Annotated in this window: 9 protein-coding genes and 3 pseudogenes; 5 read left to right on the plus strand and 7 right to left on the minus strand. The window is 58.2% G+C overall.

Annotated features, from left to right (window positions below; all coding sequences use genetic code 11):
- The coding region (locus K9B33_RS20155) for a MaoC/PaaZ C-terminal domain-containing protein (protein ID WP_224550911.1) at positions 1 to 501 on the plus strand (501 nt) is incomplete at its 5' end.
- 99 nt (positions 502 to 600) lie between these two features.
- Here K9B33_RS20155 and K9B33_RS20160 read toward each other — a convergent pair.
- On the minus strand, positions 601 to 1,389 hold the full coding sequence (locus K9B33_RS20160) for an SDR family NAD(P)-dependent oxidoreductase (protein WP_224550912.1): 789 nt from the start codon (positions 1,387 to 1,389) through the stop codon (positions 601 to 603).
- Between the two features lie 223 nt (positions 1,390 to 1,612).
- Here K9B33_RS20160 and K9B33_RS20165 point away from each other — a divergent pair.
- A pseudogene (locus K9B33_RS20165) lies at positions 1,613 to 2,776 on the plus strand (IS630 family transposase).
- Positions 2,777 to 3,191: 415 nt separating this feature from the next.
- Here K9B33_RS20165 and K9B33_RS20175 read toward each other — a convergent pair.
- The 3 genes and pseudogenes from K9B33_RS20175 to K9B33_RS20185 form a co-directional block, all read right to left on the minus strand.
- Positions 3,192 to 4,199 (minus strand): IS110 family transposase, encoded by a 1,008-nt coding sequence (locus K9B33_RS20175; RefSeq protein WP_224550914.1) that lies wholly within the window; start codon positions 4,197 to 4,199, stop codon positions 3,192 to 3,194.
- A 96-nt stretch (positions 4,200 to 4,295) separates the two neighbouring features.
- Positions 4,296 to 5,035, minus strand: a pseudogene (locus K9B33_RS20180) (IS5 family transposase); the annotation flags it as partial.
- 481 nt (positions 5,036 to 5,516) lie between these two features.
- Positions 5,517 to 6,539 carry an AraC family transcriptional regulator gene (locus K9B33_RS20185; RefSeq protein ID WP_224550915.1) on the minus strand — a complete coding sequence of 341 codons (1,023 nt, stop codon included), beginning with the start codon at positions 6,537 to 6,539 and terminating at the stop codon, positions 5,517 to 5,519.
- Positions 6,540 to 6,753: 214 nt separating this feature from the next.
- Here K9B33_RS20185 and K9B33_RS20190 point away from each other — a divergent pair.
- Positions 6,754 to 7,437, plus strand: a pseudogene (locus K9B33_RS20190) (transposase); the annotation flags it as partial.
- Between the two features lie 130 nt (positions 7,438 to 7,567).
- On the opposite strand, the gene K9B33_RS23100 reads toward K9B33_RS20190, so the two are convergent.
- From K9B33_RS23100 to K9B33_RS20200, 3 genes are all read right to left on the minus strand, one after another.
- Positions 7,568 to 7,885 (minus strand): transposase, encoded by a 318-nt coding sequence (locus K9B33_RS23100; protein WP_318011157.1) that lies wholly within the window; start codon positions 7,883 to 7,885, stop codon positions 7,568 to 7,570.
- Positions 7,882 to 8,526, minus strand: coding sequence for an IS5 family transposase (locus K9B33_RS20195; protein WP_263499657.1), 645 nt, complete (start codon positions 8,524 to 8,526; stop codon positions 7,882 to 7,884). Before K9B33_RS20195 ends, K9B33_RS23100 begins: the two co-directional genes overlap by 4 nt.
- Positions 8,527 to 8,718: 192 nt before the next feature.
- The gene (locus K9B33_RS20200) at positions 8,719 to 9,708 is read right to left on the minus strand and encodes an acyl-CoA dehydrogenase family protein (protein WP_224550916.1); all 990 of its coding nucleotides are present in this window, start codon (positions 9,706 to 9,708) and stop codon (positions 8,719 to 8,721) included.
- Positions 9,709 to 10,187: 479 nt separating this feature from the next.
- Here K9B33_RS20200 and K9B33_RS20205 point away from each other — a divergent pair, with 479 nt between their 5' ends.
- A complete protein-coding gene (locus tag K9B33_RS20205) occupies positions 10,188 to 11,033 on the plus strand; it encodes an IclR family transcriptional regulator (protein WP_224550917.1) in 846 nt (281 codons plus the stop codon).
- Positions 11,034 to 11,454: 421 nt separating this feature from the next.
- A complete protein-coding gene (locus K9B33_RS20210; RefSeq protein WP_224550918.1) occupies positions 11,455 to 14,943 on the plus strand; it encodes an indolepyruvate ferredoxin oxidoreductase family protein in 3,489 nt (1,162 codons plus the stop codon).
- Positions 14,944 to 15,190 lie beyond the last annotated feature (247 nt).

The raw sequence follows: 15,190 nt of genomic DNA on the forward strand, positions 1-15,190 counted from the left end.
AAGATGTTTCAACATGAGGTTATGACTGATTTGGTGCTGCGCTTAACGTCCGACATTCCGGCGGCTTCATTCGACGATCTCCACGCGGGGCAACGGTTCAGTATCGGATCGATCCTGATAACCCGGGACGCCGCGATCGATTTTGCATCGCGCTATGATCCGCAGCCTTTTCACCTGAACGATGAAGGAGGGGAGGCCAACCCTGTTTTCAATCGGCTATCCGCGAGTGGCTGGCATACGGCCGTGATGATGCAGATGCTGGTTTCAGAGTTTACTAAAAAGCTCGGCCTGCATGGCTTGGCTGGGGGCGGAGTAGAGGCGCTTCGGTGGATTACGCCAGTCTTTCCGCCGGAGGAGCTTCTCGTGGATCTGGAATTTGTAACGGTCAGATCGTCGAAAACCAAACCGGAACGGGGCATAGCGGTGATGCGCGTGATCGCAATGAGAGGCGGGCGCGAGCCGGTGACCGAGTTTGTCATCACCGGCATTTTCGCGCGATGATAGCCCGAAGATGGCATTCGCAGAACGAAATCTATATAGATGTACTGGACTGGTGCCCGGCGGGCGCATCCAGCCGGGCACCAGTCGATGTTGTAAGGTTTATGCCCCGCTGGTCGGATCAGCTCCGTCGATGGCGGGGCGCTCCGCGGTCGTCGGGAAGCGGGTGAGTTGATTTCCGCCGCTTACCTGCAAATTCAGGCCCGTGACAAAGCTTTCGCCACACAGCCACAATGCAGCTTCCGCAAAATCATCTGGTTCGCCGATGCGGCCCAGCGGGATTTCCCGCAGATACGCTTCTTCCATGCCACTTACTTGATAAAGCGGTGCAGCCATTTCGGACCGGATCGCTCCCGGCAGGATCGAGTTCACCTTGATACCGCGCGGGCCATATTCCAGTGCGGCATAACGCACCAGACAATCGACCGCTGCTTTCGAACAGGCATAGGGATAGACCCACTCCATCGTGTGGGTCACCGCCATGGAGGAGAACAGAACGATGGATCCACCGTTTTCCATGGCTGCCGCGACATTGCGCACGACGTAGACGCTGCCGAAGTAGTTCACTTCCATCGCAGCAATCATGTCCGCATCCGGCGTGTTGGCGATCGTGCCGCCGTACGGAAGCGCTGCGGCGTTGACACATATATCGACCCGGCCATATTCCCTCAGCGTGCGTTGCACGATCGCCTGAACGTCCTCTTCCTTGGAAACGTCGCATTTCTGCGCCACGCCGCCGGTCTCGTCGGCAAGCTTCAGCAACAGATCTTCACGTCGGGCACCGACTACGACCTTGGCACCTTCCTTGGCAAAACGCTTGGCAATTGCCCAGCCTGTTCCCGCTTCGGCGGACGCGCCAAGAATGATCGCTACCTTGCCCTCTAGACGCATTATCTTATCTCCAAGATTCGGTTCCCGTTCGACCACGGACGGATCCGATTTGCCGATTATCGCGTAGTTTAGACAAGTGACTGTGCGATTGAAATCTCGGAGCGCTGTCGGTCTGTCGGCATTGCCGCTGGAGACTAATACCAGGTCTCAGTGAAGATGACTCATGGGGATTCCCATCGGCGCATTTTTCTGATTCACCATCGTGAACAAGAGGAGGTTAGCGATGGCCGCATCGATTGGCGTTTGTTGGGAGTATTCTGCGTCGGAGTTTCACAATTTGGCACGCCGCTGTGGCGATGCCAAGCAGGTCCGGCGACTGTTGGCTATGGCTTCGATCCTTGATGGCGGCAGCCGTAGCGAGGCGGCCAAGATCGGCGGCGTGACGCTGCAAATCGTGCGGGATTGGGTGATCCGCTACAATGCCGCAGGACCAGACGGGCTCAAGTCCCGCAAGGCGCCCGGCAAGTCGGCTATCTTGAACGATGCCCAGCGACGGGCACTGGCCGCGCAGGTGGAAGCCGGTCCCATTCCAGCAGCGCACGGCGTGGTTCGCTGGCGGCTGGTTGATCTGGCGCAATGGATTTGGGACGAGTTCGGCCTGTCGATCTCCAAGCAGTCGTTGAGCCAGGAGATGCGCGCTCTGGGTTTCCGCAAGCTTTCGGCCCGCCCGCGTCATAATGGCCAGAAGGCTGGCGACATTGCCGATTTTAAAAAAAGCTTTGCCTCCCGTCTGGCGAGCGTCGTCCAAAGCTTGCCCAAGGGAACGCCCCTAGAACTGTGGTGGCAGGACGACGCGCGGATCGGCCAGCAGACCAAGCTGAACCGGCGCTGGGCCACACGCGGCACCCGGCCTTCTGTCCCCAGGGATCAGTGCCGTTCCTCGGCGTGGTTCTTCGGTGCAATCTACCCTGCGGAAGGCAAGGCTGCAGGGATCGTCATGCCCGCGTGCAACACCCAAGCCATGGGCATGCGCGCGCTACACCGCCCATCAACCCGCCGCCCTTGCCCAAACGGCGCGGCCGCCCGCCAACGAAGGAAAAGCCCGATCCCCATCACGGCTGATCACCGGCATAAACCGTCCCGCCAAACTAGGGAATTTTAGATGCCCACTTTTGAGGAATCTTCGGTGCCCGTTGACAGATGGCACGGCTCCACCGAATTGGTCGTTCCGCCCAACATAACCCTGATGCTGCTCCCGCCACGCTGACCCGAACTCAAACCGGTCGAGAACGTCTGGCAGTTCATGCGCGACAACTGGCTGCCGAACCGCATCTTCAAATCCTACGACGACATCGTCGACCACTGCTGCTTCGCATGGAACAGCCTCGTCGATCAGCCTTGGCGCATCATATCCATCGGACTGCGACAGTGGGCACATGAGTTCTGATCAATGAGACTTGGTATAACACATGGCTCTTGCAGAGATCGTTGAAGGCAGTCCTATCCCGGTGATCCAGGGAATTGCCCGCTGGCAACTGATCGATCTGGCGCGGTGGCTCCATGACTTGGCCGACATGCCGAAGCGAAGATCGCCAAGACTCGTCGGCTAGGCTGTAGATCTGTAATTGCAGAGCGAGGCGGTGTGATCCCTTGAGGGTTTCATGGATCTGTCCGCACTAACCGGGCCGAGGCCTGGCCGTGCTGTATCGGGTCTCACAGAGCCGAACGTTGCATTGACTCGATGCGGGCTTATTTACCCACTACGCAGCTTCGCAGATCGTTGGTCCCTGCGTTCCCTCGCGGAACACCGCCCTCGGATCAACTTTGACGCTTCACCGCTCGCAAACAGATTTTACTCTACCTCATGCCTGGAACAAAGTGCCATCACGCAGCATGGCATGCATGATTACCGCGAGCCGGCGGGCAACCGCGACACGGGCCTTCTTCAGGCCGCGGCGCTTGGCGATCTTCAAAGCCCATGTTTTCAGGGCAAAGGTCTCCCGGCTGCGGGTGAGGATCGAGTTGGCCGCCTCGTAGAGCAGCTTACGGACGGTCCCGTCGCCTTGCTTGGCGATCCGGCCGGTACAGTCGAGTTCGCCCGATTGGTGGCGTCTGGGCACCAGGCCGAAGTAGGCGCTGGCATTGCGCGATTGTCGTAAGCGACCCGCTTCATCCACCGCGACCGCGAATGCGACGGATTTCTGCACGCCGACGCCCGGGATAGTCATGAGGATCTTGCAGGCCTTTGACTGGCTGGCGATAACACGCATGCGACGGTCCATTTCCTTGATCTGCTCGACCAGTTCGGCGCGCACCGACAGCAAAGAGGCGATGGCATCGCCAAGGCCTGGGATAGGCGCGGCCTGCTTGATCCTTTGGAGGAACGCCTCTCCCTGGCCAGCGCCGGGGCGATAGCCGAACGTGGCGCAAAGACCGCGGATCATGTTATCGAAACGGACACGGGCCTCGACCAGGTGGCCACGCGCGGTAATCACGCGGCGGACGCCATGCGCTGCAGGAGATTTGACGTGCACCTCCTTGTAGAACCCCGTTCGGGCCAGTTGCGCGAGCCCGGCGGCGTCGTGCGGGTCGGTCTTGTTCGCCTGCATTGCCTTCAGGCTCTGGTGCGCCTGCCGGGCGTCGATGCACACCACCAGGACGCCGAGTTCGCGCAGTCCAAGGCAGATCGCCGGCGACATGCGGCCGGTCTCAATCACCGCGCGTTTGATCGGGCCATTGCGTTCGAGCATCTCAGCCAGGGCCTCTGGCGAACTCTCGACCTTCTCCGACACGAGCTTCCGACCATTTTCATCAACGACACACACATGCGTCGTTTCCATCGACAGGTCTAATCCGGCATAGTGTTCCATGGTTCCTTCCTTCCTTCAGGCTTCGACAGCCAGAAGTGTGCGCCACCACCGAGGTCCGAGGAAGCAGCCGCAATTACACGATGACTCATAAACGCGGAGCCACAAACGCATTAAAGCGAGTTGGACCATGGCGAGGAAGTTCTCGGCCAACTTGTCGTAGCGGGTGGCAACACGGCGGAAGTGCTTCAGCTTGGAGAAGAAGCGCTCGATCAGGTTTCGCTTGCGGTAGAGGCGCTTGCTGAAGCAGGGTTTCCATTTCCTATTGGATTTGGCGGATATGTTGGGCGTGACACCCTGTTCCTCGATCAGCGATCGTAAGCGTTCCACATCGTATGCCTTGTCAGCAAGCACGATCATGTGCGGACCAAGGTGATTGAGCGGTTCGTCGGCGACTTGACCGTCATGTGCCTTTCCAGCGGTCAGGCCGAGCCGGATCGGAAGGCCTTGCGCATCGACGACCGCGTGGATTTTGGTCATGAGGCCGCCTCGGGAACGACCGAGACAATGATCTCGATCCCCCTTTTTGCCGTCGCGGCCTGCTGATGCGCTCGAATAGAAGTGCTGTCGATCATTTGGATGTCGCCGTCGTGCGCGGCTGTGATGGCGTCCATCATCCGATCCCATACGCCCGCCTTTCTCCATCGCACGAAGCGATTACAGGTGGTACGCGGGCCATAACGTTCGGGCAGATCACGCCAAGGCGCACCGGATCGTAGCAGCCAGAAAATGCCGTTCAGAACCCTGCGATCATCAGCGCGCGGCACGCCTCGCGGCTTGTTGGGCAACAGCGGTTCGATCACGCGCCATTCGAAGTCGGTTAGGTCATATCGGCTCATACTGGGCCTGAATCAGACTTTGATGCGAAAGGAAAGCAATCTGCCGACAAACAATCATTGCGGCCTTCGTGTGAGGGTGCGTGAATCCATTACATAGAAAACGATGCCCATGAGCATGATGATCATTCTGGGCAGCCAAACAGGTCGTCCATCGCCCGTAAAATGGGATGTGCCGTTCTCATCATCGTTGCAGCATTCGCCATACTTGTAATCACCATTGGATGGCACGCAGTCGTCACGAGCACCGACCTGTAATGCTGAAGTCCCAGCCATCCATCTCAGTCGAAATTTATGGATTCACGGCCTAATGTTGCCAAGGACTATTTCACAATCGCTCGCATCGCCCATGGCGGAGTACGCGCCGATAGGCGGCGCCCAAGGCCATCGCTCGCATCGCCCATGGCGGAGTACGCGCCGATAGGCGGCGCCCAAGGCCGTGGTAAGATAACAACTACCTTAAACTCGCCGTCCTCGCATAAGTTCATGCAGATGCATGCATGGGGTCTGGCGACAAAAATCCATTGTCGTTCATATGTGCCTCTTCAAGCTGAATTTGTGCCGCTCGATATTCGCGCGGAGGGCATCCATAAGTCCGTCTGAACATGCGACTAAAATGTGCAGCACTCTTAAACCCAGACATATAAGCAATCTCATGTATCGGGTAATCACGCGTACTCTTCATAACAAGCCAATCACGCGCTTTTGGCAGACGGTTCTGCCACAGAAATTCCGAAAACGACGTGTTGTTTGCTTTCAGGACATAGCAAAGATATCGCGGCGAAATGCCACAACTGGCCGCAACCTTTTCATAACTTAGTTCAGGGTCAGTTAGGTTCATCAATATATAATTCTCGATATCCATTAATCGACGATCAACGAGACTTTGTCTACGTGAACTCTCGACATTTATGGAACGCAAATTTTCAGCGATCGCTTCAAGCAGACTTTCGGCGAGAGGCTTGGCTGCCTCCCTGCTGATACGCGCACCGTTTTCGACAAGAATATCGATCAGGCGGTTCACCAACTCACCGCCTAACCTGTTCAGGCTGAGCGCGTCAGTAAACTGATCGGCACGCTGCAAGTGACTCAGGAACAGATCTGGCGGTACTACTGCCTGGAAACTCTCGAAAGGCAAATCGCCTTCACCCTGCAGAGTTGCGAAAAACGGCACGTTCGAGTCGAGAATGCCGAGTTCACCTGCGCGAATAGTGCAGGCACCTTGAGCTCGAACGATTTTCAGGGAGCCACTGCGAACAAACCAAATGATTCGGAAGCCGACTTTATTATCGCGAATATTCTTCGAAGACCGGCGCAGTGACATGCGGGTGCCCGATTTGAGCCGCGACAATGAGATCGGATAATACAACGCCTTGTGCAAGGTGACGTCCGAGAAATCACCCTCAACCTCCAGTTCTCCATCGAAAAATTCGCTGCGCGACAACTCATCCCAAGACTTGCGAGCCATCTGCGGACTGAGACCATCGCTTGTGTAGAGTTGATGCACTTTCTCTCTCCTAGAATGTCCATGCAGGTTTGCCTGCTTGTGTATTCCCATCAGCTTCAGCCTCGCTTTAGGTGGACTTGCCGACGGAGCACCAAAATTGCGGCTACAGTCAACACCTGTTCGGCTACAAACCAATTTTCTGGAATGACTATTCCTCAATTGGAATGACGTGTCAACGGTGGCCAAGTTTCAAACTGGAATAATCCCCGTGTACGACGTGCGTGTGAAGGCCTTCCTCGATCGATTGATCGAAGTCGACTGGCCCTACCTCTGGATGGAGGCGACCTACATAAAATTCGGGTGGGCGGGCCGACCGCATCGTCTCGGTGGCCGTCATCTTCACTGTCGGCGTCAACAGCGATGGTCGGCGCGAAGCTCTCAGAATGGCGATCGGCCATTCCGAAGCCGAGGTCTTCTGGACCGACTTCCTGCGCAGACTTGCCGGCCGTGAAGTTGCTCATCTCCGATGCCCATGAGGGCGTCAAAGCATCCGTCGCCGAAGCGTTCAGCGTAACCTGACCACGTTGCCGCCGAGTCGTGTCGGCGTTCATTGCCAACGCCTTCGCCCCGTACACCGCCCAGCTCAGTGGCGCAGCTTTGCCGATCAGCTACGTCCCAGCGTGCCAAAACTCAAAACTCTAATGGATAGCGGTTCCCGCACAACACCGCACCAATCGCGCGCCCATAGCCGATCGAAGGGCTCAATGACAAAATCAAGCGGCGTACCAATGTCGTCCGCATCTTCCCCAATGACGGGGTCATCACCTGTCTCTTTGGCGCTATGCTGCTCGAACAAAACGGTGAATGGGCGGTCCAGCGCTACCGCTACATGACACTCGAGAGTGCTTCGGGATTAAACGATAATGCCATCATCACCTTGCCTGCTATGGCAGCATGATCAACCCGGCCTTCGCGAGACCTCTGCGAAAAAGGTTTGTTGTAGATGTTTGGGTTTTGAGCGGTGATGGGGGATGAGTTTGCACCGCCGCTTTGGTTAGGCCAGGAAGCGATTTACCGTCGCAAGTCTTTCAGGCCGTGACGCGCCTCAGATTATAGGCGATGGCGGCAAGGTCGAGGTGGAGGCGGAATGGGGGAGTGATCGGTATCGCATTGGAATGAAGCCCGTAGGGGCCGCGCTTGAGTTCGGAGAAGGTGCGCTCGACGGCGGTTCTGATGCGGCCGATGAGGCTGTTGCGGACCTGTTGCCAGTGCGGCAGCCGTGGCTGGCCGCGCACCCGGCGATGCTGGATGCGATCCTTGACCCCGCGCGCCTTGAGCGCCTCGCGACGGGCACGCTTCTCATACGCCTTATCGGCGTAGACGGCGCGCTCGTCGCCCAGGATCAGGTGTCAGCGACCTCGCTTTCATAGGTTTTGGCGGACGTGACCGCACGGGCGCAGATCAACGCCGATCCCTGGTCGATGCCGATATGGAATTTGTAGCCGAAGAAGCGCTTCGTCCCGCGCGCGGTGCGCATCCAGTTGGCGTCGGGGTCCAGCGCCGACCGGCTCTCTTCGCCTTTGGGCGTGCTGCCGTCCGCAGGCCGGCGCACCGCCGCCTCGACCAGCGAAGCGTCGATCAGCGTACCGGACTTGACGAGGTAGCCCCCCGCATCGAGCTGCCGCGCCACCTCGGCGAACAACGCATCGCCCAGCCCCACTTCAACCAGCGCCAGCCGGAAGCGGCAGAGCGTCGTCTCATCGGGCGTCGCCTCTTCTAGCGACAAGCTGCAAAACCGCCGGAACGACACCCGATCCAACAGCGCTTCCTCCAGACCAAGATCGGACAGCACGTACCATTGCTGCAACAGCAAAGCCCGAACCATCGCCAGCGCCCGGTAGGGCGGACGCCCGGACATGCCAGGCCGCAGGCGCCGCACCAGCACCTCGATCGGACCCCAGTCGAGAATGGCCGCGATCCGCTCCAGCCGTGCATTGCGGCCAAATCCCGCCGGCAAAAACGCCTCCGCAAATCCACGCTGTTCCATAACCTCTCTCCGATCCGTACCAGCATCGCATCAGATTAGATCGCCATAGTCACCTTCTTTCGCAGAGCTCTCGCTTAGCCGGAGATCGCTTAAGACTACGCCAGCGAACCTACACCATCAGGTCGGGCGCCATCTGCCCTTTCGTAGATCCAGAAAAACTGATCATTAAGAAAGAGCTATGGCTGGATGCGGTCAAAACGAAGCGTGTTTGCGCAGAAAATCGACGCTGGTGGATCCGGAATGTCCAAGCCTTTCGCGGCCCACTTTAGCAGACAGCGCCTCGCCTGAACCGAAAACAAGTTGCCAGCGCCTGAGGCGGCGCACAAAAAGGGACAGGTTGTGCTCCCAAGTGATTCCTATCGCGCCGTGTGCGGCGTGGGCCACGTTAGCGGCGATCGTTGCCGATTCGTTCGCGATTGTCTTTGCTATCGCCGCTTTTACACCGGTGGGTCCGGGCATGGCCTCGGACAGACCCAGGCTGGCCGCGACATTTGCGATGGCGACGCGTTCGGCAAAGACGCTGATCTGCTGTTGAATAGCTTGGAATTTTGCCAATGCACGGCCGAATTGCTGGCGTTCATTTACGTATGTGACTGTCATATCCAGCATATGCGCCATGGCGCCAGCCATGGACGCGGCCGTTATCACCGCCGCCCAATTGAACAGCGTGTCTTGTGGAAGCTTGAACTCAAGCAGGGGATCGGCCGTTTCATCAAGGGCCGCTTCCATAAACCCGAATCCATCGGCTTTGCTATGCGGAACACCCTGTGGAAGGAGCGCACGCAGTTCGATGTTTTCGCCCTGCTGAACAAGTGCGTGCGTTGCGCCTTGCGCAACTGGCGGCACAAGCGAGCGTAATCGCCCACTCGGCCCGGTAGGCCAAAGCAGGATTCCGGTTTCGACAGGCAGCCCCTCTGGCGCCAAAGCGCGAGCCACGAGCGTATCGCCGAAAGGCGTCGGCAACAGATGACGACCGCAGGCAATGAGCAGGGGAGCCATCTGGGTAGGGGTGAGGCCAAATCCGTCGCGTTCCTCGGGCACCAGGGCGTCGAGGAAGCCTGACGCGAGAATCTCGTCCCAGACGAGTTGGTGCGCCGTTCCGTTTTCCAACTCCCTGACGCGTTCTAACGGCGAAACCTCTTCAAGCAGCCGAGTAAAGGGCGCGATGAGTTCGTTGTCCATGTCCATAATTATCTTGGCTCCAAGCTATGTGCAGTCATTGCTTCTAAGGAATTCCCTCGTGCTACCTGGCGACAGAGAAGGGATCACTCGGAGTTTGGATAGACTCCCGCAGCAGGTTTCACGCAGCGTGATAGCGATCCGGCCCAGAGTGGCAGGCGTTCGGGCCGAACCCGTAGCGCGCGCGGGCCTCGGCAGGATGTCGTGGGTTCTGGTCTGCCAAGAAAGATTGGCGTACCCGCGAAGACGTTCTGCATCCGCCAGCATCCGCGTGGGCAAAAATCGATCGAAAAGACTGGTCACTTGAAAGCCCCATTGCGTCAGCCAATCTAGGATGATTGGTTACGATCTGCGTCATCCAGCGATGCACTCCCAATGGTCTATGCAAGCTATGAGAACCTTTAGTCAGTTGCGACACCACGTTATTCATATAGGGTCGGTTGCTAAATGTATGGCCCATGGGGCAAGACAAGGCATGTAAAATGACGGCATCGGTATCTCGATCACGGGCAAACGGAGCGCAACCGAGCGAGCTTGCAACCGATTCGAATGTTAGCCTTTTAGCCGAAGAGCCCAATGCACAGCGGACCGGGGCCGTATCGATGACCTTGGCAATTCTTCGTTTGCTGGCTGCGGCGCGGTTTCCGATGGGGGTCAATGCAATTGCTCGTGAACTCTCTTTACCACCGAGTTCCTGTTTCCGAATTCTAAAACAACTTCAGAATGAAGACTTTGCCGATTTTGACCCTGAGTTGAAGCTCTACTCCCTAGGGAACGGAGCAATTGCCATTGCGCAAGGCGCGCTCGACCCCGCCAAGGCGTTCACTCTTCTTCGTCGCCGGATGGAACAGATTTCGATCGAACATAGTGTTACGCTCTGTCTGTGGCGCCGCATATCCGACTCCCGCATTTCACTAACGGGTTCAGTTCAGTGCAACAGCCGCATGCGCATTCAGATGTCGATCGGGCAGCGGCTTCCTATACTTATGGGTGCCGTGGGGCGAGCGATCGCAGCCGAGCTGGATATGCCGGAAAGAGAACTCAAGCGGGAGTTTGATTTGCTGCGTTGGAAGGTACCGATTTCATTCGATGAATATTGCGCTCAACTGGCGGACGCGCGGACCCGCGGATATGCGATTGACAGGAACAATTTCGCCAAGGGTGTTACGACGGTTTCCGTGGCCATAAGAGACATGAACGGCACGGTGAGCCATGGTCTTTCCGGTATCATGTTTTCCGATGAAGATGATCACGCGAAAGTGGAGGCGGTTGGTAGTGACCTGCTGAAGGTGAAACGCTGGGCCTGCTCGCGACTCCTTACTGTTTAGGGCACTTTTCGACTAATATGGGGCACCGTGACCGCCCCTCGCCATATGCCAGTGCCGCGACCAGCGTCAGACGACGCCTCGAAACCAACGATCCAGCCCAGCCCTCCAGCGGATCGCCATGGGCCGACAGCCGCTTCGGATAGTCCGATAGTTCAAACAATCCCGTCTGACGCAATGAATCAAACTACGATCAGCTTGGCGAAATTATTTTTTGGGGGGGCGCGCCTTGCCGGTCGGCTGCAGCATGGCCAGGCAATGGAGTTGAATATCGGGCAGGCTCAAATCGCGGAACATGTGTAGACAAGTAACCTGGCTATCTGGGTGCTATGTCATAACATGATACTTGCCCGTGGAGCGGGCGGTAATCGCTTCGCGGCCACCAGGCCCACGTGGAGCGGTCCTACAGGACGAAGGTGAGCTCTTGACCAAAACTGTTACCACGCTTGATGACAAGTATGTGCAGCCCTCGGGCCGAGTGTTCATGTCGTCGAATCAAGCCCTTGTGAGGCTGCCACTCGATCAGGCGAGGCGCGATCGAGCGGCCGGCCTGGTGACGTCCGGGTATATATCGGGATATCGCGGTTCACCGCTCGGCGTCTACGACGCGGCGCTCTGGGGAGTGCCAGAACTGCTAGCAGAGCACGATATTCGCTTCGAGCCTGGCCTCAACGAGGAACTTGCAGCCACCGCCATTCGAGGGACTCAGGAGCTCGAATGGTTTGGCAAGTCCCGATTCCAAGGGGTGTTCGGCCTGTGGTATGGCAAGGGCGTCGGTGTCGATCGCGCGTGTGAGGCGCTGAAGCTTGGCAATATGGAAGGCACCTCCGCACATGGTGGATATCTTGTTGTCGCGGGTGACGATCATGGCGGCAAGTCTTCGGCCACTGCCCATCAGTCCGAGCATACCTTGATTGCGGGATTTATTCCGGTTCTTTATCCTTCCAACACCGCTGAGATACTCGAATATGGCCTATATGGCTGGGCGCTGTCGCGGTACAGTGGCCTGTATGTAGGGCTTAAATGCATAACCGACACGCTTGATCTGAGCGCGTCGGTTGAGTTGCCAGACCCGCACCGACTGTTTGTGCGGCCTGATTGGAAGCTTCCGCCTGAAGGGCTGCACCTGCGGCGCAATCTTTCACCTTTGATGATGGAGGACTGGGTCGTCAACAAGCGGCTGCCCGCCGCCGAAGCGTGGGTAAGGGCCAATCCGCTCGATCGTGTCGCGATCGATTCACCGCGCCGCACGCTCGGGATTGTGGCCGCGGGCAAGGCCTATCTCGATGTTCGGCAAGCGCTGTTCGATCTGGGCCTGGACGACGCTCGTTGCCTTGAGATGGGCATCCGCCTTTATAAGCCGGCGATGATCTGGCCGCTTGAGCCCGAAGGCGCAAAGACTTTCGCACGCGGGCATCGCGCCCTGCTGATCGTCGAAGAAAAGCGACCTGTTGTCGAAGATCAGCTGGCGCGGCTTCTCTACGGGATTGCCGCCGACGAACGTCCCGACCTGATGGGCAAGCGTGACCTGACGGGCCAAACGATCCTTCCATCGGTTGGCGAACTGACGCCGGCGCTGGTTCGCAAGGCGATTTGGGCGGCGCTAAAGCAGATTGACTTGGCAAATGACGACGTCCAGCAGCGCTTCGCCCATTTCCACGACATGGAAGGTCGGGCCTTGACGGTAGGCGGGTCGAAGTATCGCCCTGCCTTTTATTGTTCGGGCTGCCCCCACAACACGAGTACGAAGATTCCCGACGGAAGCATTGCTGTCGCTGCGGTTGGGTGTCACGGACTGGCCGCCTACGTCATGCCCGAACGGCGAACCATGCAGCCTGTCGGGATGGGCGCAGACGGCATGCCATGGGTGTCCGTGGCTCCCTTGGTTGATCGGCAGCACATCTTCCAGAACATGGGTGATGGCACCTATTCGCACTCCGGGATATTGGCGATCCGCGCTGCGGTTGCATCAAAGGTCAATATGACCTTTAAGATCCTCTATAACGACGCGGTTGCCATGACTGGCGGCCAGCCGGTCGAAATGCATCTTGGGCCCGATGACGTCGTCAAGCAACTGCTTGCCGAGCAGGTGAAGCCTGTGATCTTTGTATCTGACGATCCCGATAAATTCGCGAGCCGGATGCCCGCAGGCGTCGCGGTCCGTCATCGAGATGAGCTGGATACTATTCAGCGGAACCTGCGCGAACTGGATGGCGTTTCGGCGATCGTCTATGAGCAGACTTGCGCGACGGAAAAGCGCCGCCGCCGCAAACGTGGTTTGCTTGAGGATCCGGACAAGCGCGTATTCATCAACCCGGATGTCTGCGAGGGTTGCGGAGACTGTTCCACCCAATCAAATTGTATCTCGATCACGCCACTGGAGACCGAATTCGGGCGCAAGCGTCATATCGATCAGTCGACGTGCAACAAGGATTACAGCTGCATAAAGGGCTTCTGCCCGTCGTTTGTAACGGTCACCGGCGCGAAAATCGCGACCCGCAGCGTTGGCGATCCTACTGTCCTGAACAAGATGATCGACGATCTTCCGCTGCCCGATGTGGTGGAGATCGGAGAGGCAGGCCATAATCTACTGGTTGCCGGGATCGGTGGCACGGGCGTTTTGACCGTGGGCGCGCTTCTGGGCATGGCAGCGCATCTTGAAGGCAAAGGCTGCACCGTCCTCGACGTGACGGGAATGGCGCAAAAGGGCGGTGCCGTTACTGGTCATATCCGGACTGGGCCCCGGCCCGACAGCATCTTCACTTCGCGTTTGGGCATTGGGTCGGCCGATCTGATCCTGGCCTGTGATATGATCGTCGCCAGCGGAGCCGATGTCTTGAAGACCGTCAAGCCAGGCAGGACGGTGGCAATCGTGAATAGCGACGTGACCCCGACCGGTGAGTTCCAGACCAATCGCAAGATGGACCTCGGCGGCGATCAGCTCGAGGAGACAATCCGCGACGCCTTGGGCGGGGGCAAGTTCCTGCCCGTCCACGGGACGCGGCTTGCCACTGATCTGACAGGCGACAGCATCGCGACTAACGTGTTCATGATGGGTTATGCATCTCAGCAGGGGCTGCTCCCGGTTTCCGTGGCATCGATTGAAGAAGCGATCCGGCTCAACGGCACCTTCGTAAAAGGCAACTTGCGGACATTCGCGCTTGGTCGGCTTGCCGCGCACGCGCCAGAGGCTCTGTCGCGGGTTCTTGCCGGGAAAACCAAGCAGGTTCCGCTCGACACACTCGAGCAACTGCTCGAAAGCCGGGTTCGGTTGCTGACCGACTTTCAGGACGCCTCCTACGCAGCCGAATATGTCGATTTCGTGCGAGAGATAGAGCGCGCGGTCAGTGCCAAGAACCTCGATGGTGGTGAGCTGCTCGTTCGGGAAGTGGCTCTGACACTCGCTCGCCTGATGACGTACAAGGACGAATATGAGGTTGCCCGCCTGCATGCCGACCCTAAATTCATGGCGCTGCTGCGTGAACAGTTCGATGGGGACTTCAAGATAAAGTTCCACCTTGCGCCACCGATGCTGCCGGGCCGTGATGCATCGGGTCGGCCCAGGAAGCGTGAATTCGGCGGCTGGATGCTTCCGGTGTTTCGCGTATTGCAGCACTTCAAGAAGCTGCGCGGGACTCCTTTCGATCCGTTCGGCTACACGGCCGAACGGCGCATGGAGCGCCGTCAGATCGCCGATTATAAGGCATTGGCTCGCCAGCTTGTGGAGCAAGTGCAACAGTCGAAGCTGTCGATTGCTATCGAACTTGCTGGCGCGGCTTATGATATCCGGGGTTACGGTCCGGTAAAAGACGCATCGGTTGAGGAATATGAAGCGCGCCGCGCCGCGCTGCTCGCTGCTTTGGAAGCGCCTGCTCAGGCAGCGGCGGTGCGGGCTCTAGTGCCGGTCGTCTGATAACTCCGCCACGCGGCAGGCCTGCCGCGTGGCGGCTACATCCTTAGCGGTCAAGCCATTCCGCGACTTCGTCGAGTGACGCGAGCGAAATCCGTTGGATGGGTGGGCTTCGTCGGCAAAACTGAACGATGGACCAGGCACAGCCAGAATGTTCGTCGGCGGCATCGCTGATGAGTTCGCATTTTGGCTGTGTCAAAGTAAGCGCCGACGGAAGGCGGCCTTGTTGCCGGCACCGGAATAGGAAAGC

It is taken from the genome of Sphingobium sp. 3R8 (assembly GCF_020166615.1).
In the GTDB taxonomy this organism is placed as follows: domain Bacteria; phylum Pseudomonadota; class Alphaproteobacteria; order Sphingomonadales; family Sphingomonadaceae; genus Sphingobium; species Sphingobium bisphenolicum.